Below are 19,039 nucleotides of genomic sequence, written 5' to 3'. Positions count from 1 at the left end.
TCAGGGGGCGGCGCGGCGCTCGGCGAACGCGGCGAACGCCGTGAGGGACTCGGGGTTGGCCAAGGCGCCCTTCGCGGCGGCGCGGTCGACCGGGGTGCCGGTGAGGATCTTCTTGACCGGCACCTCAAGTTTCTTCGCGCTCAGCGTGCGGGGCACGGCGCGGACCTGGTGGATCTCGTCCGGCACGTGCCGCGGCGACAGGGCGGTACGCAGCTCGCGGCAGATCTTCTTCCGCATCGCGTCGTCGAGTTCCAGGCCCTCGGCGAGCACCACGAACAGCAGCAGGTCCCCCGCGCCGCCCTCGTCGTCCTCCAGGTGCACCACCACCGAGTCGACCACCTCGTCGAGCCCCTCCACCACGGAGTAGAACTCGGCGGTGCCGAGCCGCACGCCACCCCGGTTGAGCGTGGCGTCGGACCGGCCGGTGATGACACAGCCGCCACGCTCGTTCACGGTGATCCAGTCGCCGTGCCGCCACACCCCGGGATAGACCTCGAAGTACGCCTCCCGGTAGCGCACGCCGTCCGGGTCGTTCCAGAACCCCACAGGCATGCTCGGCATCGGCTCGGTGATCACCAGCTCGCCGAGCTGGCCGATGACCGGTGAGCCGTCGGCGGACCGGGCCTCCACCTTCGCGCCGAGCGCCCGGCAGGCGATCTCACCGGCGTGCACCGGCAGCAGCGGCACCCCACCGACGAACCCGGTGCACACGTCCGTGCCGCCGGAGAGCGACTGGAGTTGGAGGCGGTCACCGACGTTCTCGTACACCCAGGTGAAGCCCTCGGCGGGCAGCGGCGCGCCGGTCGAGCCGAGGCCGCGCAGCGCGGACAGGTCGGCGATCTCCCGCGGCACCAGCCCGGCCTTGCGGCACGCCAGCAGGAACGGGGCCGACGTGCCGAAATAGGTCGTACCGGTCTCCGCCGCCAGCCGCCACAACGCGCCCAGGTCCGGGTGGCCCGGGTTGCCGTCGAAGAGCACGATCGCCGCGCCCACCGCCGGCCCGGAGACCAGGAAGTTCCACATCATCCAGCCGGTGGTGGTGAACCAGAAGAACCGGTCGGACGGGCCCAGGTCGTGGTGCAGCGCCAACATCTTCAGGTGTTCGAGCAGGATGCCGCCGTGACCGTGCACGATCGGCTTCGGCAGTCCGGTGGTGCCGGAGGAGTAGAGCACGTACAGCGGGTGGTCGAACGGCACCGGCGTGAAGGCCAACGGCTCGTCGGTCTCCGCCGCCAGGTCCGCCCAGGCGAGCGCGCCGTCGGGGGCCGGGCCGTCCGGATCGAGGTACGCGATGCCGACGGTGTGCCGCAGCGACGGCAGCGCGGCCCGGATCGCGGCCACCTCGGCGCGCCTGTCCACAGGCTTGTCGCCGTAGCGGTAGCCGTCGACCGCGACAAGCACCGTCGGCGCGATCTGCTGCCAGCGGTCGGTGACGCTGCGGGTGCCGAACTCCGGCGCGCAGGACGAGAAGATCGCGCCCAGACTGGCGGTGGCGAGCAGCAGGACGTACGTCTCCGGGATGTTCGGCGCGTACGCGGCCACCCGGTCGCCCGGGCCGACGCCGAGCCGGCGCAGGCCGGCCGCCACCCGGCGGACCCGCTCCCGCAACCGCGCCGCGGTGAGCGTCTCCGGTGGGCGGGTCTGCCCGTGCGCGATCACCGCCGGGTCGTCGTCGCCGAGCCCCGGCATGCGTAGCACGTTCTCGGCGTAGTTGAGCGTCGCGCCGGGGAACCAGCGGGCGCCGGGCATGGACTTCCCGGCCAGCGTTGCGGTCGGGGGCGTGTGTGCGAGCACCTGGAAGTAGTCCCAGATCGAGCCCCAGAACCCGTCCAGGTCGGTGACCGACCACTGCCACAGCGCGTCGTAGTCGGCGAACTCCAGCCCCCGGTGCGCGGCCAGCCAGCGCAGGTAGTCACCGATCCGGGACCGTTCGCGCACGTCGGCCGGCGGCGTCCACAGCACGTCACCCACTGTTCCACCCTCCCTGCGGCCGGCACGACACTGTGCATGGGCCGTGGCGCCATCTTGCCCTACCTGGTGCCGCCATTCTCCGCACCGGACCCCGCCGACGGGGCGTGCCCACCCCACACCCCCCGCCCCCTCCCCATGTGGATGTAAGGAGGGGCCCCTTCTTAACGCATTCTGCATAGGCGGGGGCCCCGCTTAACACCTCGCTCCCAGCGCGCGACGTCAGCGCGGGTGGGATGTTAAGCGGGGCCCCCGCCTCTACCAAAGGCGTTAAGCGGGGCCCCCTCCTTACACCTCAGGCGGCGCGGTGGGCCTGGATGGCGCGGCGGCGGGCCAGCCGGTGGGCACGCCGGATCTCCGCCTCCCGGAAGCGGCGCTCGTCGTCGGGTGACTCCGGCAGCACCGGGCGCACCGCGCGGGGCGCGCCACCGACGTCCACGCCCACGAAGACCAGGTAGGCCGTGGCGACCCGCACCGGCTCGTCCTCGGCCGAGTCCCAGCGCTCGGCGACCACCCGCACACCGACCTCCATCGAGGTGTTGCCGGTCCAGTTGACCTGGGCGTGCGCGTGTACCAGATCGCCCACCCGGACCGGCTCGGAGAAGACGATCTCGTCGATGGACGCGGTTACCGCGGTGCCGCCGCTGTGCCGGGCCGCCGCCGCGCCGGCCACGTCGTCGACGAACTTCATCAGCACCCCACCGTGCACGGTCCCGTACAGATTGACATCGACAGCGGTCATGATGCGACTCAGCGTGACGCGGGAGTATGAGGTCGGCTTACCCGGCGGGACCGCGGGATGATCTGTCATGCCGGAAACGGTACGGTGCGCGGATGCGACATCTCTGGAGCTTCCTCGCCGGGTTGGTGGTGGCGCCGGTCACCTGGGTGCTCGTCACCCTCGGTCAGGACGGATCTGGGCGGACCGTCAACCGCTGGGTCGAGATCGGTACGTACAGCACCCCCAACCTGATCGAGCCGGCCGTCTATCTCGGCGTGGCCGGCGTCCTGCTCGGCCTGCTCGGCACGCTGCGCTTCTCGCCGCTCGGCCCGCTCGTGGCGGGGCTGCTGCTCGCGGTCCCCTACCTCGGGTTGTTCGTCGCGCCCTTCAGCGTGCGGGACCGGGTGCCCGGCGACCTGAAGTTGCTCGGTGATCCGTTGCCGCTGCGCCAGCCACTCGACAACGGCACGCTGTTCCTCATCGGCATGCTGTTGCTGATGGCCGTGTTCAGCGGCCAGCGGTGGCGGAGTCGACCCGTACCGCGGACGGACGGGGCGGAGCTGACCCCGGCCGTTTCGCCTGTCGAGCCGACGCCCGCGCCCAGCGGCTGGCCCCCGCCGCCGACGCCGGCGCGGGACCCGGACACGGCCCCGCTCACCCTTGCCTATCCCGACACCCCCACCGAACCCCTGCCTCGCCGCACCGGCGGCGAGTCGCCGTGGTCCGCTCCCCCGCGCGGTGGCACCCGGCCGGACGGCGCCACCGACCCTCGTTGACCGGCGCGGGCGGCCGGGGAGTCCCGGCCGCCCCGCCAGAACAGCCCGACCGGGCGGGCCGGGAAGTCCCGGCCCGCCCGCCCAGAGCAACTCGATCAGCCCTTCAGCAACTGCCGGGCCATGACGATCCGCTGGACCTGGTTCGTGCCCTCGTAGATCTGGGTGATCTTGGCGTCCCGCATCATCCGCTCGAGCGGATAGTCACGGGTGTAGCCGTAGCCGCCGAGCAGTTGGACCGCGTCTGTGGTGATCTCCATGGCGGCGTCCGAGGCGAAGCACTTGGCAGCCGCGCCGAAGTAGGTCAGGTCCGCGTCGCCCCGCTCGGACTTGCCGGCGGCGGCGTACGTGAGCTGCCGCGCCGCCTCCAGCTTCATGCCCATGTCGGCGAGCATGAACTGGATGCCCTGGAACTCGGCGATCGCCTTGCCGAACTGCTTGCGCTCCTGGACGTACCCCTTGGCGTAGTCCAGCGCGCCCTGGGCGATGCCGATCGCCTGGGCGGCGATGGTGACCCGGGTGTGGTCGAGCGTCCGCATGGCGGTGGCGAAGCCGCTGCCCTCGGCGCCGATGATGCGGTCGGCCGGGATCCGGACGTTGTCGAGGTAGACCTCGCGGGTGGGCGAGCCCTTGATGCCGAGCTTCTTCTCCGGTGCGCCGAAGCTCACGCCCGGGTCGGACTTCTCCACCACGAAGGCGGAAATGCCCTTCGAGCGGGCTGTGGGGTCGGTCACAGCGAAGACGGTGTAGTACTCCGAGACGCCCGCGTTGGTGATCCACCGCTTCACGCCGTTGAGCACCCAGTGGTCGCCGTCGCGCACCGCCCTGGTGGTCATCGAGACCGCGTCGCTGCCCGCCTCCGGCTCGGAGAGGCAGTAGGAGAACATCGCGTCGCCGGCCGCGACCGGGGTCAGGTATCGGCGCTTCAGCTCCTCGGAACCGGCCAGCAGCAGCGGCATGGTGCCCAGCTTGTTCACCGCCGGGATCAGCGACGACGAGGCGCAGGCGCGAGCCACCTCCTCGATCACGATGGCCGTGGCAAGGGCGTCCGCGCCGGCGCCGCCGTATTCGACCGGAACGTGCGGGGCGTGGAAGTCGGCCGCGCGCAGGGCGTCGTAGGAGGCCTTGGGAAACTCGCTTGTCTCGTCCGCCTCGGCGGCATGCGGAGCCACCTTGGCCGCACAGACCTCACGGACCGCCTCCCGGATCGCCTCGTGCTCCTCCGGCAACCGGTAGACGTCGAACGACTGCTCTGCGGCCATGTCGGCCCCCCTTTCACGGCTATCATGCGCAGTCTGTGCTGCCCGGGGGCCGCCGACTGCCGCAGACTGAAGAATAGCCACCGGGCTTCGACCGGAGCTACCGGCGGGTAGGATCGCGCCCGAGCGTCGCCCACCCGACCCACTACCCTCACACCAGAATCAGTTTCCCTCGGTGCCCGGCCTAGGCGCCCCAGCAGAATGCGACGCGAGGATGCGCCGCCAGTGCGAGCGGAGAAGACAGGCGTGACGATCCCGTACCCGAATTCCCAGCCGATGCCCGCCATCGCCGCGGTGACCCCGCCCTCCGGCGCGGCCCGACCCCGGGTGACCTTCCTCGGCACCGGTTATCTCGGTGCGACGTACGCCATCTGCTACGCCGAGCTGGGCTACGAGGTGCTCGGCTTCGACGTCGACGCCGACAAGATCGCCAAGCTGAACGCCGGCGAGGTGCCGATCCACGAGCCCGGTCTCGACGAGCTGCTCCGGCGCAACCTGGCCGCCGGCCGGCTGCGGTTCAGCACCGACATCCAGGAGACCGCCGATTTCGGCGACGTGCACTTCATCTGCGTCGGCACCCCGCAGCGGGCCGACGGCATGGGCGCCGACCTGTCGTACGTCGAGGCGTCGGTGACCAGCCTGGCCCAGCACCTGACCCGCAAGGCGCTGATCGTCGGCAAGTCCACCGTGCCGGTGGGCACCGCCGAGTGGGTGGAGCAACTGGTCGGCAAGCACACCCCGACCGACCTCGGGGTCGAGGTGGCGTGGAGCCCCGAGTTCCTCCAGGAGGGCTTCGCCGTCGACGACGTGCTGCGGCCCAACCGGATCGTGGTCGGGGTCAAGAGCGAGTGGGCAAACGGCATGCTCTTCGCCGCCCACAAGGGCGTCTTCGACCTGGCCGCCACCGAGGACCGCGAGGTGCCGCTCGTGGTCACCGACTTCGCCACCGCCGAGTTGGTCAAGGTCGCCGCGAACGCGTTCCTGGCCACCAAGATCTCCTTCATCAACGCGATGGCCGAGGTCTGCGAGGCCGCCGGCGGCGACGTCACCCAGCTCGCCCGCTCCATCGGGTACGACCCGCGGATCGGCAACCGCTTCCTCCAGGCCGGGCTCGGCTTCGGCGGCGCGTGCCTGCCCAAGGACATCCGCGCCTTCCAGGCCCGTGCCCAGGAGCTCGGCGCCGGCGAAGCGCTGCGCTTCCTGCACGAGGTCGACCTGATCAACCTGCGCCGGCGTACCCGGGTGGTGCAGCTCGCCGCCGAGCTGCTCGGCCGCCGCTCCGGCCCCGCCGGTCCGGACCTCTCCGGCACCCGGATCGCGGTGCTGGGCGCGACCTTCAAGCCCAACACCGACGATGTACGCGACGCCCCCGCCCTGGCGGTGGCCGCGCTGCTCGGTAAGGCCGGCGCCGACGTGCACGTCTTCGACCCGCAGGGGATCGAGAACGCGCGCCGCGCGGTGCCCGACCTGACCTACGAGGAGACCATGACCGACGCCGTCCAGGGCGCCGACCTGGTCTGCGTGCTCACCGAGTGGGCCGAGTTCCGCAACGCCGACCCGGTGGCGCTTGGTGAGCTGGCAAACGGTCGCAAGGTCGTCGACGGGCGCAACTGCCTCGACTCCACACTGTGGACGCAGGCCGGCTGGGAATACCGCGGCCTGGGTCGCCCCTGACCGATCGACGTCGGGCCGGCCGGCCCGGGGACCAGTTCCCCGGCCGGCCGGCCCTTTTTGTTGTCCGGAACGCGCCCGCAACTGTCGAAATCCCGGCTCGCTCAGGGCATGCTGCCACTGAGAGGTCCACAGTGCGGGGCGTGGGCGGACGGGAGACTGCCGTGGAGAGCTTCAGGTGCGCGTCGTGCGGGCGGGAGATCAAGCCCGCCGCCGTCTGCCCGCACTGCGGCGCGGAGCAGCCCCAGTGGGCCGAGCACCTGGCCGACATCGAGCGCTCGATCGCCGAGATGAAGGCGCGCGACGCTGAGATCGCCCGCGAGCAGCGGCAGATCGCCGCCAAGATGCAGGCCGCGCTCTTCCAGCGCGACATCCTGGCGCACGCCGGCGAGGAGCGGATCAAACAGGCCACCCGGCCGCGTAAGGTGCTGCGCAAGCGTCCCGGGCGCCGGCCGCCCACCGCCGCCACCGGCGCGCCGCCCCGGGTGCCCCGGCAGGGCACGCCGCCCACTCCGGAGGACCTTCCCCCGTCACCGCCCCGCGGTCGCCCACAGTGGCTCGACGCCGACGACCCGGAGCACCCGCCCGAGGCGTCCTCCCGCGAGGTGCAGAACATCCCGCTCGGGCTCGCCGGGCTGCTGCTCGGCGTCGCGGCGGTCGTCTTCGCCGCGGTCGCCACCAGCTCGATGGACGCGCTGGCCCGGCTCGGCGTGCTGCTTGTCGCGACCGTGCTGATGCTGCTCGCCCCGCCGGTGCTGGCCCGCCGCGGGCTCACCTCGACCGCCGAGACCATCGCCGCCGTCGGGCTGCTGCTGGTGCCGCTCGCCGGGTACGCGGCCTGGACCGTCGAGCGGATCGGGGGCGGCACGTCCGGCGCCGCGTTCGCCGGAGCGATCTTCCTGGTCACCACAGTGGTCGCGGTCGGGTACGCGTACGGCACCGGGCTGCGCGCGCCCCGCTTCGCCACGGTGCTGGCCGCCCAACCGGTGCTGCCGCTGCTGGCGTACGAGCGGATCACCGGCCCGGCCGGTTGGGCACTGGTGCTCACCGTGGTGGCCGTGCTGGACCTGGCGCTGGCCCGGTCCGCGGTGACGCTCGAACGGCCGGCCCGGTCGGACCTGCCCACCCCGACGCCGAGGGCCACGACCCCGCGCCGCCAACACGCCGACGACGACCGGCCCGAGTCGGCGCCGGAGGAGTCCGCCGAGGTGCTCGGCGGCGAGCCGCCCGCCGGGCCGGCCACCGCCGCGCCGGCCCGTCCGGTGCCGTGGCTGCGCGAGGCGACCTGGCTGCTGCACGGCGTGGCGGGCGCGGTCGCCCTGGCGTACGCGGTCACCGCCCTGCTGCGCGCCACCACCGTCGTCGCCGCCGCCGGCGCGGGCACGGTGCTGCTGCTGGCCGCGCTGACCGCGCTTGCCGGCACGCTCGTGTTGCGCCGGCCGCCCCTGCCCGACCTGGGTGCCGGCATCGTCACCCTCGCGGTCATCGGCGCGCTCGGTCGGGTGGCCTCGGTGGCCCTGCCCGGCCGGTCCCTGCTGCTGATCGCCGCCGTCATCGCGCTCACCGGCGTCGCCGTGCGGGCCATGCCGGAGGTGACCCGCCGGGGCCCACAGCTCGCCTCCGCGGTGGCGTTGACGGTCAGCGGCCTGGTGGTCGCCGGCGGCGCGCTGCGCGCCGGGTTGGCGCCGGTCCGGGCGGCGTTGCCGGCCTGGTCGGCCGACCTGAGCGGTTGGCACGCCGAGCTGGCGCGGGCGGTCGGGCCGACCGGCTGGCAGCTCGCCGCCAGCGCCCTGCTGCTCACCGTCGCCGCCGTGGTCGCGCTGCCCACCGAGATCCGACGCGAGTTCGCGGTGGTCGGCGCGGCGCTCACCGCGCTCGCCGTGCCGGCCTCCCTCGGGCTGGGCTGGGCGGCGGCCTGCTGGCCGATGCTGCTGACCGCCGTCGCGATCGGGGTGCTCGGGCTCAGCGCCGGCACGGAACGCGCCGCCGTGGCCCACGCGGTGACCGCGGCCGTGCTGGGGCTGGCCGGAGCCGGGGCGGCGCTGGCCCGGCCCGCGCTCACCGCCGCCGCGTTGACCCTGCTCTTCCTGGCCGGGGCGTTGGTCTCGCTCGCGCCCCGGGTCCGCCTCGCCGCCGCCGCGACGGACACGGTCTGCGCCTGGGCCGCCGGCGGCGCCGCGTTCGCCCTGCCCGGCGCGGTGGCCGCGTTCGTCGCCGCGAGCGTGCCGACGCCGCCGATATCCACCCCGGCCAACCTGCGCGAGATCACCGTCCCGATCCTCGCCGCGAGTTTCCTCGGCGTCTGCGTGACGCTCGCCTACGCCGCCCTGGTCCAGGTGGCGCAGCGGCAACTGAGCATGCCGCACGCGCTTGGCACGGTGTTCGGCACGGTGGCCGTCATCGCCGCCGCGTTCGGCGCGCCCGGCGCGACCTCGGCGGACGCCTGGGTGGGCGGGCTGCTGCTGATCGCCGCCGCCATGCTGGCGCTGGCCCCGCGGATCGACGCCCGGCGCCGCGCCGACATGTCGTTCGACGGTTCGGACCTGGCCCTCGCCGCCACCACTGTGGCGCTCGTCGCCACGCTGGCCCGGATCGCCGCGGTGCTCGCGCCGGGCGGCCAACTGGTGGTGGCCGCCGCGCTTGTGCTCGTGGTGGCCGTCGCGGCCCGGGCGCTGCCGGAGGAGTGGCGTCGCGGGCCGGTCCTCGGTATCGCGGCCGGCGGCACGTTGATCGGCCTCATCGCGGCCTGGAGCGCGCTGCGCGGCGGGGTCGGCGTGCTTGCCACCCCGGGCCCGATCTGGGCGGGCGACCTGAGCGGCTGGCCTGCCGCACCCACCGGCGGGGCCGCCTGGCAGGCGCCCGTCGCGCTGGCGCTGCTGGCGGTGACCGCCGCCATCCTGCTGCCGCCGCCGTGGAAGTACGACGTCTCGGGTGTGGCCGCGGTGCTGGCCACCGTGGGCGCGCCGGCCGCGTTCGACCTGCCCTGGTGGTCGCCGGTGCTCGTCGGTTCCATGGTGGCCACGGTCTACGGGATGGCCGCGGCGGCTGCGGCGGACCCTCGGGCGGCGCTGTCCCGGGCCACCGTGGCCGGCGTGGTGGCGCTGCACGCCACAGGCGCCGGACTGGTCCGGCCCTGGACCACCGCGCTGGCGCTCAGCAGCGTCGTGTTGATCGGGGTGACGGTGGCGGTCCTGGCCCGGGCCTTCGCGCCGGCGCTTGTGGAGGACTTCCGCACCGAGGGTATGCCGCCGCACCTGGTGCAGGTGGGCGGCGCGGCTGCGGGGTCGGCCCTGCTGGCGCTGCCCGGCGCGGTGGCCGCGCTGTCCGCCGAGTTCGGCCGTCCGGCGCAGGTGGTGCTCACCGCCGCGCTCGCCGCCGCCAGCATCGGCCTCGCCGTGGTCGCGGCGGTCCGCCGGCAGGTGCCGCAATATCTGCCGTACGCGAGCGTGGCAGTGGTCGGCGCGGCCACCGTCACGGCCGCCGCCGCCCTCCTCGTCCACCTGCCCGCCGGCGTGTTCGCCGCCGCCGCGGCGCTGCTCGGCGTGCTCGCCGAGCTGATCCGGGCGGCCACCGTCCCGCCGGCCGGCTCGGCCCGGCCGGTACGCCGCCTGTCGGTGCTGCTGAACGGGGCGCTGCGCCGGGACCCGGACGCCGGCACGGAGCTGCGGTGGCGGGTCAGCCCGGCCGCCGGGGCGCTGGCCGCGGCGGCGCTGCCCACCGCGCTGGCGCTCGTCACGCTGGCGCCGTCGCTCGTGGTGGCGCTGTTCTCGACGTTCGTGGTGCTGGGTCGGGTGTGGCAGGGGCCGCCGCCGGAGTTGCTCACCCCACCGCCGGACGCGGTGAACCCCACCCACGTGCTCACCGCGCTGCTGCTCACCGCGACCGCGGCGCTTGCCGCGACCGGCTTCAGCGGCGGTCGCCGCTCCCGGGCGGTGCCCGTGGTCCTGCCCGGGGCGGCCCTCACGCTGCTGATCACGCCGGTGGCGCTCGGCCAGGGCTGGCCGGTGACCGCGCAGGCCGGGCTTGTGGTGTTCACCATCTCGATGCTGGGGCTGGCGCTGACGCCGCCGCCGGCACTTGCGGAGCCGGGCCGTTCGATCCGGGTCGCCCGGGTGCTTGTCTTCGCCATCGGGCTGGCCGCCGGCGGCGCCGGGCTCGCCGGCGCCCTCGCCACCCGTGATCTCACCCTGATCACGTTTGGTAGCGCGGTGGGTGTGGGCGCTGTCGCCGCGTTCTTCGGCACCACCCAGCGGGCCCGTATCCTCGGCTGGCTGTTCGCCTCGCTGATGGCTCAGCTCTTCGTGCTCACGTTGGGGCTGGTGGCCGGGCTCGCCGCGGTGTGGTCGGCGTTCGGGGTGCTCGCGGTGGGCGCGGCGTTGCAGGTCTTCGCCGCCACCCTGCCCCGGCTACGCCGACCCGAGGCGCACCGGGAGGCGGCCACCGTCGAGTGGAGCGGCTACGGGTCCGCGCTCATCGCGCTGGCCCTGGCGTACGACTCGCCCCGGCACATCGCCGCGCTGCTGGCCGCCTGGGGCGCGGTGCTCGGGGTGGCGGCCAGCCGCCCGGGACGGCGGCCGATGGAGCGGAACCTGCTGTTCTGGGCGGTGGTGGCGTGCGAGATCAGCGCCTGGTGGATCCTGATGCGGGTGTCCGACGTGGCGCTGCCGGAGGCGTACACGCTGCCGTTCGCGGCGCTGGCCCTGCTGGTCGGGGTGCTGCAACTGCGCCAGCGGCCCGACCTGTCGAGCTGGGTGGCGTACGGGCCGGCGCTGGTGACCGCGTTCCTGCCCACGCTGGCGATCGTGCTGGCGACCGACTCCAGCATGCTGCGTCAGGTGCTGCTGTTGTTGGGCGCCGTGGCGGTGCTGATCTTCGGCTCGACGAGCCGGCAGCAGGCGCCGGTGATCGTGGGCGCGACGGTGACCGCCGTGGCCGCCGTGCACGCGTTGTTCAGCCTCGGCCCATGGCTGGTGCTGCTCCCGGTCGGCCTGGTCCTGCTGGTGCTCGGCGCGAGCAACGAACGCCGCCGCCGCGCCCAGGAGCGCCTCCAGACCGCGCTGCGCGGGATGCGGTGAACCGCGAAAGGCCGCGTCGGCCCCAGCCGCGGGTGGCCGCGTGTCAGCCCAGCGAGGCGCGGAGCGCGGCTTCCTTCTCGGCCACCAGATCCTCCAGGCTGGCCTGGTAGGCGGCCATCCGGTCGCGCAGCGCCGGATCGGAGGCGCCCAGGATGCGGACGGCGAGCAGCCCGGCGTTGCGGGCGTTGCCGATCGACACGGTGGCGACCGGCACGCCGGCCGGCATCTGCACGATGGACAGCAGCGAGTCCATCCCGTCCAGGTGCTTGAGCGGCACCGGCACGCCGATCACCGGCAGCGGGGTGACCGAGGCGACCATGCCGGGCAGGTGGGCCGCGCCGCCCGCGCCGGCGATGATCACGCGGAGGCCGCGACCGGCGGCGGCCCGGCCGTACTCGATCATCTTGAGCGGGGTGCGGTGCGCCGAGACCACACCTACCTCGTGCGGCACGCCGAACTCGTCGAGCGCCTCGGCGGCGGCCCGCATGGTCGGCCAGTCCGAGTCACTGCCCATGATCAGCCCGACGGTGCTCATTGCGCTCCCTCGTGCAGCCAACGGGCGGCCCGCGCCGCCCGGACCCGTACGTCTGCGAGATCGGTCCCGAGCACTGTGACATGCCCGATCTTGCGGCCCGGCCGCACCTGCTTGCCGTACAGGTGCACCCTGGCGCCGGGTTCGGCGGCGAACAGGTGGTGCAGCCGCTCGTCGATCGACATCCCGCCCGGCTCCCCGCCGAGCACGTTCGCCATCACCACGACCGGCGAGGTGAGCGACGTGTCCCCCATCGGATAGTCGAGCACCGCCCGCAGGTGCTGCTCGAACTGCGAGGTGCGGGCGCCCTCGATGGTCCAGTGCCCCGAGTTGTGCGGGCGCATGGCCAGCTCGTTGACGACCAGCCCGGTGGGTGTGTCGAACAACTCCACCGCAAGCAGCCCCACCACGCCGAGCGCGGTGGCCAGGTCGATGGCGAGCTGCTGGGCGGCGACCGCCCGCTCCTCGGGCAGGGCGGGCGCGGGCGCCAACACCTCGACGCAGATGCCGTCGGACTGCACCGTCTCCACCACCGGGTACGCGGCGACCTGCCCGAACGGCGAGCGGGCCACCTGCACGGCCAGCTCCCGGCGCAGCGCCACCCGCTCCTCGACGAGCAGCGGCGTGCCGCCGGCCAGCAACGTCGCGGCCAGCTCGGCGGCCTGGTCGGCGTCGTCCACCATCCAGACGCCCCGGCCGTCGTAGCCGCCCCGGGCGGCCTTGAGCACCACCGGCCAGCCGGCCCCGGCGCCGAACGCGACCAGGTCGGCCGGGGACTCCACCGGACGCCAGGCCGGGTTCGGCGCACCCAACTCGCCGAGCCGCTCGCGCATCACCCGCTTGTCCTGCGCGTGCACGAGCGCCTCGGCCGGCGGGAAGAGCTTCACGCCCTCGTCGGCCAGGGCGCGGATGTGGGCGGTGGGCACGTGCTCGTGGTCGAACGTGACCACGTCGCAACCCTTCGCGAACGTGCGCAGCGCGGCCAGGTCGGTGTGGTCGCCGTACTGGACGTCGGCGGCGACAAGCGCCGCGCCGTCGTCGGGGGCGAGCGCCAGCACACGCAGCGACTGGCCGAGGGCGATGGCGGCCTGGTGGGTCATCCGGGCCAGTTGGCCGCCGCCCACCATGCCCACGACGGGGAGTCCGGTACGGGAGTCCATAGCGCCGCCAGCCTAGCCGGGGCGGTGCCGGGCCCGACCGCGAGGGCGGCCCGCCGGCGGGGGCTCAGCCGAGTTGGGTGACCAGCTCCTCGACCGAGGTCACCGGCCGCTGGCAGACGAAACCCCGGCAGACGTACGCGGTGGGCCGCCCGTCGACGAGGGGCCGACCGGCAAGCAGCGGCACACCTGGCTGGTCCGGCGAGCCGGCGACCACCACCGCGCCGGGCGGGGCGTGCCGGTGGGCGGCGGCCACGAGCGGGTCGCCCACCGGGTCGTCGGTCGCCACCGCGATCTCGTACGGCCCGGAGAGCAACGCCTCGCCGACCGTGGCGGCGTAGCCGGTGAACCGGGCGTGCCTGTCGACGATCGGCGCGACGGTGGACAGGGTCGCCTCCGCCGCCTCCCGGTAGCGGGTCTCCCCGGTCAACGCCGCGTACGCGACGAGCGCCGCGACGATCGCCGAACGGCCGGACGGTGTGGCGTTGTCGGTCGGGTCGGCCGGGCGGGTGACCAGGCGCTCGGCGTCGTCCGCGGTGTCGTAGAAGGCGCCGTCGGGCCCCGCGAACCGGGCAAGCGCCACGTCGAGCAGCTCACCGGCCAGGGTCAGCCACCGGCCCTCGCCGGTGAGCTGGTGCAGCGCGCAGAACGCCTCCGCGACGCAGCCGTAGTCCTCAAGCACCCCGGCCGGCTCGCCGACCACCTTGTCCCGGGACACCCGGCGGAGCCGGCCGTCCACCAGGTGCACGGCGGCCAGGTGCTCGGCGGCGTCGCGCATCGCGCCGTCGGCGACGATGACCACGCCCTCCATCAGGTTCGCGTCCTCGTCCGCCGGGTCCGCATAGAGCGCGGCGACCTGCTGGAACTCCGCGAGCGCCGTGATCGCCAACCCGTTCCAGGCGGCCACCACCTTGTCGTCGCGGGCCGGCTGGGGGCGGGTGTCCCGGGCGGCGAGCAGCCGACCCACCACCTCGCGCCAGCGGGCCCGGACCGCCGGGTCGGCGTCGTCGATGTCCCGGGCCAGCTTCAACACGCTCGCGCCTTCCTCGAACGTGCCTTCTTCGGTGACGGTGAACAGGTCGGCGGCAAAGCGGCCGTCGTCCTCCCCCAGCACCTCGACGAGCTGGGCGGGCGTCCAGACGTAGGTGAGCCCCTCGACGCCCTCGGTGTCGGCGTCGAGCGCCGAGGCGAAGCCCTCGCCGGCCCGGTGCAGCTCGTCGGCGAGGAAGCGCGCGGTGTCCCGGGCCACCCGGCGGGCCAGCCGGTCGCCGGTGAGCCGCCAGAGCTGCGCGTAGACCCGCAGCAGCAGCGCGTTGTCGTAGAGCATCTTCTCGAAGTGCGGCACGGTCCAGTGGCCGTCCACGGAATAGCGGGCGAAGCCGCCGGCGAGCTGGTCGTTCAGCCCGCCGCGGGCCATCGCCTCGGCGGTGTGCCGGACGATCTCCAGGCTCCGCGCCGACCCGGTGCGCCGGTGGTGGCGGAGCAGGAAGAGCAGGTTCATGTGCGGCGGGAACTTCGGCGCGCCGCCGAACCCGCCGTTCGTCTCGTCGTACTCCTTCGCGAGCTGGGCGGCGGCGGCGTCGAGCAGCTCGGCGGTGAGCGGGGCGGTCACGCCGCCGACGGCCTGGGCGCCACCGATCGCCTCGACCACGGCGGCGCCCTGGCGCAGCACCGCCTCGCGCTGGTCCCGCCAGGCGGTGGCGACCGAGTCGAGCAGCCGGACGAAGTTGGCGCGCGGGAAGTAGGTGCCGCAGAAGAACGGGGTGCCGTCCGGGGTGGCGAAGACCGTCATCGGCCAGCCGCCCTGGCCGGTCATCGCCTGGGTGGCGGTCATGTAGACGGCGTCGACGTCGGGGCGCTCCTCGCGGTCGACCTTGACGCAGACGAAGTCGTCGTTCATCAGCCGGGCCACGGCCTCGTTCTCGAACGACTCGTGGGCCATCACGTGGCACCAGTGGCACGCCGCGTAGCCGACGGAGATGAGCACCGGCACGTCGCGCCGCTTCGCCTCGTCGAACGCCTCGGCGCACCAGGGCCACCAGTCGACCGGGTTGCCGGCGTGCTGGAGCAGGTAGGGCGAGGTGGCCTCGGCGAGTCGATTCACCACCCGACCCTATCCGCCGACCCGCGACGCCGCCGCCGGACCGGTCGGAGCCACGGACCGTCCTTCCGCTATTCACTTTCGTCTATTTAGATCGGCGCATGCCCGGCGTACCCCCCGCCGGCACGTCCGAAGGAGACGGTCATGCGCAGAATCCCCGCCCTGCTCGCCCTCGCCGCCCTCACCGGCTCCGCCCTGGCCCCCGGCGCCGCGTCCGCCGGGGTGCCGCCGCAGACCCGGTGGTCCGCCACCACAGGCGTCGGGATCCACAACACGTACGAGCGTGGCACTTACACCTACCTCGCCCAGGCGCTCGACGCCCGCCCCGCGCTGATCGAGCTGGACGTATGGCCGGACGTGCTCACCCGGCAGTGGCGGGTCAGCCACGGCAACCCGCTCGGCAACGACAACAACTGTGTGGCCGCCACGAGCGCCGCACAGCTCTACACCAGCACCCGGAACAAGAACCTGGAGCACTGCCTCGACGACATCCGGCTCTGGCTGGGCGCGCACCCCGACGCCGGCCCGTTGGTCCTCAAGCTGGAGCTGAAGACCGGGTTCAGCAGCCGTACCGGGCAGGGGCCGGCCCAACTCGACGCGGTGCTCGCCGCGCGGCTCGGCGACCGGGTGTTCGGGCCGGCCGACCTGCTCGGCGGCCACCCCACGCTGGACGCCGCCGCCCGCGCGGACGCCTGGCCGACCCGGGCGCAGCTCGCCGGCAAGGTGATCGTGGAGCTGATCCCCGGCACCGTCGAGGAGGGCAACCCGACCGACACCCTCTGGACCGACGTGGAGTACGCCCGCCACCTGGCCGGCCTGGCGGCGGCCGGCACACTGGGCACCGCCCGGGCGTTCCCGGCCGTGCACCGGGCCCAGGCCGGCGACCCCCGATCCCGGTACGCCGACGCCGCGCTGCGGCAGTGGTTCGTGCTCTTCGACGGCGATGCCACCGCGTACGTCACCGGCGGCATCGACACCGCCTGGTACGACGCGAACCACTATCTGCTGGTGATGACCGACGCGCAGAACGTCCCGCCGGCGGTCGGTGCCGGTGACGCCGACGCGGCGGCGGCCCGGGTCGCCCAGTTGGCCGCCGCGCACGCCAGCATCGCCTCCGCCGACTGGGCGACGCTGCCCACGGTCCTCGCCAACGTCCTCCCCCGAGGCTGACACGCGGTCTCAGGAGGCGCCGTCGGCGCGCAGGGGGAAGACGTTGGCGCGGGCGGTGTCCCGCAGGGAGCCGAGCACCGCGCCGATCTTGTCTGCCGGCATCGGCTTGAAGAAGTGGTAGCCCTGGGCGGCGGTGCAGCCCAACTCCGCGAGCGCGGTGCGCTGCTCGGCGGTTTCCACGCCCTCGGCCACCACCCGCAGGCCCAGCTCGTGGGCGAGCCCGACGGTGGTACGCACGATCGCCGCCGCCTCCGGCGAGTCGGCCATCCGGATCACGAAGGAACGGTCCACCTTCAACTCGTCCACCGCGACCCGGGTGAGGAACGTCAGCGACGAGAAGCCGGTGCCGAAGTCGTCGACGGCGAGCTGCACGCCCATCGCCCGCAACGTCGCCAGCACCTCGTCGATGACCTCCAGCTCGCTCATCACCACCGTCTCGGTGATCTCCAGGACCAGCCGGTGCGGCGGAACCTGGTGCCGGCGCAGCGCCTCCTCGATCTCGGTGGGCAGCCGAGGGTCGAGCAGGCTCCGGGCCGACAGGTTCACCGAGATGGGCACGTCGAGCCCTTCCCGCGCCCACCCGGCGGCCACCTCCAACGCCTTGTTCAGCACGTAGCGGGTGAAACTGCCGAGCTGCTCGCTGTTCTCCACCGGGCGGATGAAGTCGGCCGGGCCGAGCCAGCCGCGGCGCGGGTGCCGCCACCGGATCAGCGCCTCCACCCCGGTCGGAGCGCCGGTGGCCAGGTCGACCGCCGGCTGCAACGCCAGCACCAACTGGTCGTCGGTGGCCAGGGCCTCCCGCAGCTCCGCGAGCAACGCCAGGTGGTCGGTGCTCGCGGCGTCCCGGGAGCTGTCGTACGCAGCGACGCTGCCCCCGCCCTCCTTCGCCTGGTACATGGCGATGTCGGCGCGGCGAAGCAGCTCGGTCAGGTCGGCGGCGCCCGCGTCGGCCACCACCACGCCGACCGCCACCTCGACGGACATCCGCACGCCTGCCACCTCCGTCGGAGCGGCGAGCCGTTCGGCGACCTCCCGGGCCTGGCGCAGCGCGTACGCCAGCGGAGCCGTCCGGTCCTCGACCACCGGGACGGAGGTCAGCAGCAGCGCGAACTCGTCGCCGCCGAGCCGCCCGAGCAGGTCACCGGGCCGGGTCAGCACGGCCAGCCGGTTGGCGGTGAGCCGCAGCAACTGGTCGCCGGCCGAGTGCCCGAGCGTGTCGTTCACTTCCTTGAACTGGTTCACGTCAAGCAGCAGCAGCGCCACCGGATGGTCGTGCGGGCGCTGCCGCAGCGCCTGGTCGCCGCGGGTCAGCAACGCCGCCCGGTTGAGCAGCCCGGTGAGCTGGTCGTGCACCGCGTCGTACGAGGATCGCGCGGTGACCAGCCGCAGCTCACGGTGGGTCGCGGCGTCGTGCAGGGCGGCGGCCAGGGCATCCCCGAAGGCGGCCACGCCGTCGCGCTCGCGGTGGCTGGGCGGGGCGGACCTGGCGAAGCGCACCCGCAACCGTCCCACCTCGACGGCGCCCACGGCGAGCCGCCGCACCAGCTCGTGCTCGCCGGCCCCGGTGGCCGCCGCGGGTGTCACCTCGTGGTCGCGCACCTGCCCGCCGAGGTCGGCCCGGTAGCGACGCCAGCGCCCGTCCCCGCGCGCCACGTCCACCTCGACCAACTCGGCCCCGAACAGGGCGAGGGCGCCGGACACGGCGGCGGTCGCCACGCCGCGTTCGTCGAGCTGGTTGAGCGCGGCGGTGGCCTCGGCGAACGCCCGCCAGGTCCGCCGCTCCTCCTCGGCCCGGAGCCGGTGCCGGTAGGTCTGTTGCAGCAGCCACAGGGGCGGCGGCAGGAGCAGCAGCCAGCGCGGGTCGAGCTCCAGCAGCGTGACCACCACCAGGCCGACGGCGACGTTGCCGACGAACATGAGCAGCTTGCCGCGGACCGCGGCCAGCAGCGGCGGCCCGACCGGGATGTCGTGCCGCAGCGCGATCGTGGCGGCGCCCAGCCAGGCGCTTGTGAGCAGGTAGGTCACGGCGCCGACGCTCAACGCGAGGGCCAGCTCCGGGGTGGGTGCGGCGAGCAGCGGCCGGCCGAGCGCGCTCGCGACCGCCCCGGCCAGCGCCGTGGCGGCGGTGAGCGAGGTGGTGATGCGCACCAGTTCCAGCGCCGGGCGGCGGTCGGCGACCAGGGACATGGTGGTCCAGGCGGCGCCGGTGCCGAGCAGCGCCGCGGCCGGGAGCCAGCCGGCGGGCACCAGCCAGAGGCAGACCACGAGCGCGGCCTCACCCCAGGTGATGCTGACCATGCCGGCCGCGGTGCGGAAACGCAGCCGCGCGAGCTGCGCGACGGCGAACGCGACCGCGGCGAGACCGAACCTAGCCGGACCGGGCAGCGGGTCGCCGGCCGGCAGGTGCGCCGGCGCGGCGAGACCGAGCACCGCGGCCAGCAACGCGGTGACCGCGACCGCTGCGGTCAGCAGCACGACGCTCAGCGGCGTGCCGCGCAGGCCGAGCCGGTCGGGGGGACGGTCGGCCGGTTCGGAGGTCACGGCCCCGCCCCGGAGGGACCCGGAATCGGGGCACGGTCGGGGACGGTTGCTGCCTTCGACATCGGCGCCCC

At 74.2% G+C, this 19,039-nt stretch carries 11 protein-coding genes; 4 read left to right on the top strand and 7 right to left on the bottom strand.

Going from position 1 to position 19,039, the window contains the following annotated elements; all coding sequences use genetic code 11:
- Positions 1–1,971, bottom strand: coding sequence for an acetoacetate--CoA ligase (locus SM450_RS01805; RefSeq protein ID WP_474617870.1), 1,971 nt, complete (start codon positions 1,969–1,971; stop codon positions 1–3).
- Positions 1,972–2,263: 292 nt separating this feature from the next.
- Positions 2,264–2,779, bottom strand: a complete 516-nt coding sequence (locus tag SM450_RS01800; RefSeq protein WP_474617869.1) for an acyl-CoA thioesterase — start codon at positions 2,777–2,779, stop codon at positions 2,264–2,266.
- A 23-nt stretch (positions 2,780–2,802) separates the two neighbouring features.
- Here SM450_RS01800 and SM450_RS01795 point away from each other — a divergent pair, with 23 nt between their 5' ends.
- Positions 2,803–3,465 carry a hypothetical protein gene (locus SM450_RS01795; protein ID WP_474617868.1) on the top strand — a complete coding sequence of 221 codons (663 nt, stop codon included), beginning with the start codon at positions 2,803–2,805 and terminating at the stop codon, positions 3,463–3,465.
- Positions 3,466–3,560: 95 nt separating this feature from the next.
- Here SM450_RS01795 and SM450_RS01790 read toward each other — a convergent pair whose 3' ends face one another.
- The gene (locus SM450_RS01790) at positions 3,561–4,724 is read right to left on the bottom strand and encodes an acyl-CoA dehydrogenase family protein (protein ID WP_474617867.1); all 1,164 of its coding nucleotides are present in this window, start codon (positions 4,722–4,724) and stop codon (positions 3,561–3,563) included.
- 243 nt (positions 4,725–4,967) lie between these two features.
- Here SM450_RS01790 and SM450_RS01785 point away from each other — a divergent pair, with 243 nt between their 5' ends.
- Together SM450_RS01785 and SM450_RS01780 are read left to right on the top strand one after the other, a co-directional pair.
- Complete coding sequence (locus SM450_RS01785) at positions 4,968–6,395, top strand: UDP-glucose dehydrogenase family protein (protein ID WP_474617866.1); 1,428 nt, start codon at positions 4,968–4,970, stop codon at positions 6,393–6,395.
- A 161-nt stretch (positions 6,396–6,556) separates the two neighbouring features.
- Positions 6,557–11,467, top strand: a complete 4,911-nt coding sequence (locus SM450_RS01780; RefSeq protein WP_474617865.1) for an SCO7613 C-terminal domain-containing membrane protein — start codon at positions 6,557–6,559, stop codon at positions 11,465–11,467.
- Positions 11,468–11,510: 43 nt separating this feature from the next.
- On the opposite strand, the gene purE is transcribed toward SM450_RS01780, so the two are convergent.
- The 3 genes from purE to SM450_RS01765 form a co-directional block, all read right to left on the bottom strand.
- On the bottom strand, positions 11,511–12,002 hold the full coding sequence (gene purE, locus SM450_RS01775) for a 5-(carboxyamino)imidazole ribonucleotide mutase (RefSeq protein ID WP_474617864.1): 492 nt from the start codon (positions 12,000–12,002) through the stop codon (positions 11,511–11,513).
- Positions 11,999–13,159 carry a 5-(carboxyamino)imidazole ribonucleotide synthase gene (locus tag SM450_RS01770; RefSeq protein WP_474617863.1) on the bottom strand — a complete coding sequence of 387 codons (1,161 nt, stop codon included), beginning with the start codon at positions 13,157–13,159 and terminating at the stop codon, positions 11,999–12,001. The genes purE and SM450_RS01770 overlap by 4 nt, the downstream gene beginning before the upstream one ends.
- A gap of 64 nt (positions 13,160–13,223) precedes the next feature.
- On the bottom strand, positions 13,224–15,260 hold the full coding sequence (locus SM450_RS01765; RefSeq protein ID WP_474617862.1) for a thioredoxin domain-containing protein: 2,037 nt from the start codon (positions 15,258–15,260) through the stop codon (positions 13,224–13,226).
- 141 nt (positions 15,261–15,401) lie between these two features.
- On the opposite strand from SM450_RS01765, the gene SM450_RS01760 reads away from it, so the two are divergent.
- A complete protein-coding gene (locus SM450_RS01760; protein WP_474617861.1) occupies positions 15,402–16,427 on the top strand; it encodes a phosphatidylinositol-specific phospholipase C domain-containing protein in 1,026 nt (341 codons plus the stop codon).
- 9 nt (positions 16,428–16,436) lie between these two features.
- Here SM450_RS01760 and SM450_RS01755 read toward each other — a convergent pair whose 3' ends face one another.
- Positions 16,437–18,926, bottom strand: coding sequence for a putative bifunctional diguanylate cyclase/phosphodiesterase (locus SM450_RS01755; RefSeq protein WP_474618349.1), 2,490 nt, complete (start codon positions 18,924–18,926; stop codon positions 16,437–16,439).
- Positions 18,927–19,039 lie beyond the last annotated feature (113 nt).

Source organism: Micromonospora marincola, assembly GCF_056150385.1.
Note: the sequence above shows the minus strand (reverse complement) of the source record. Positions and strands in the feature narration are given on the sequence as shown.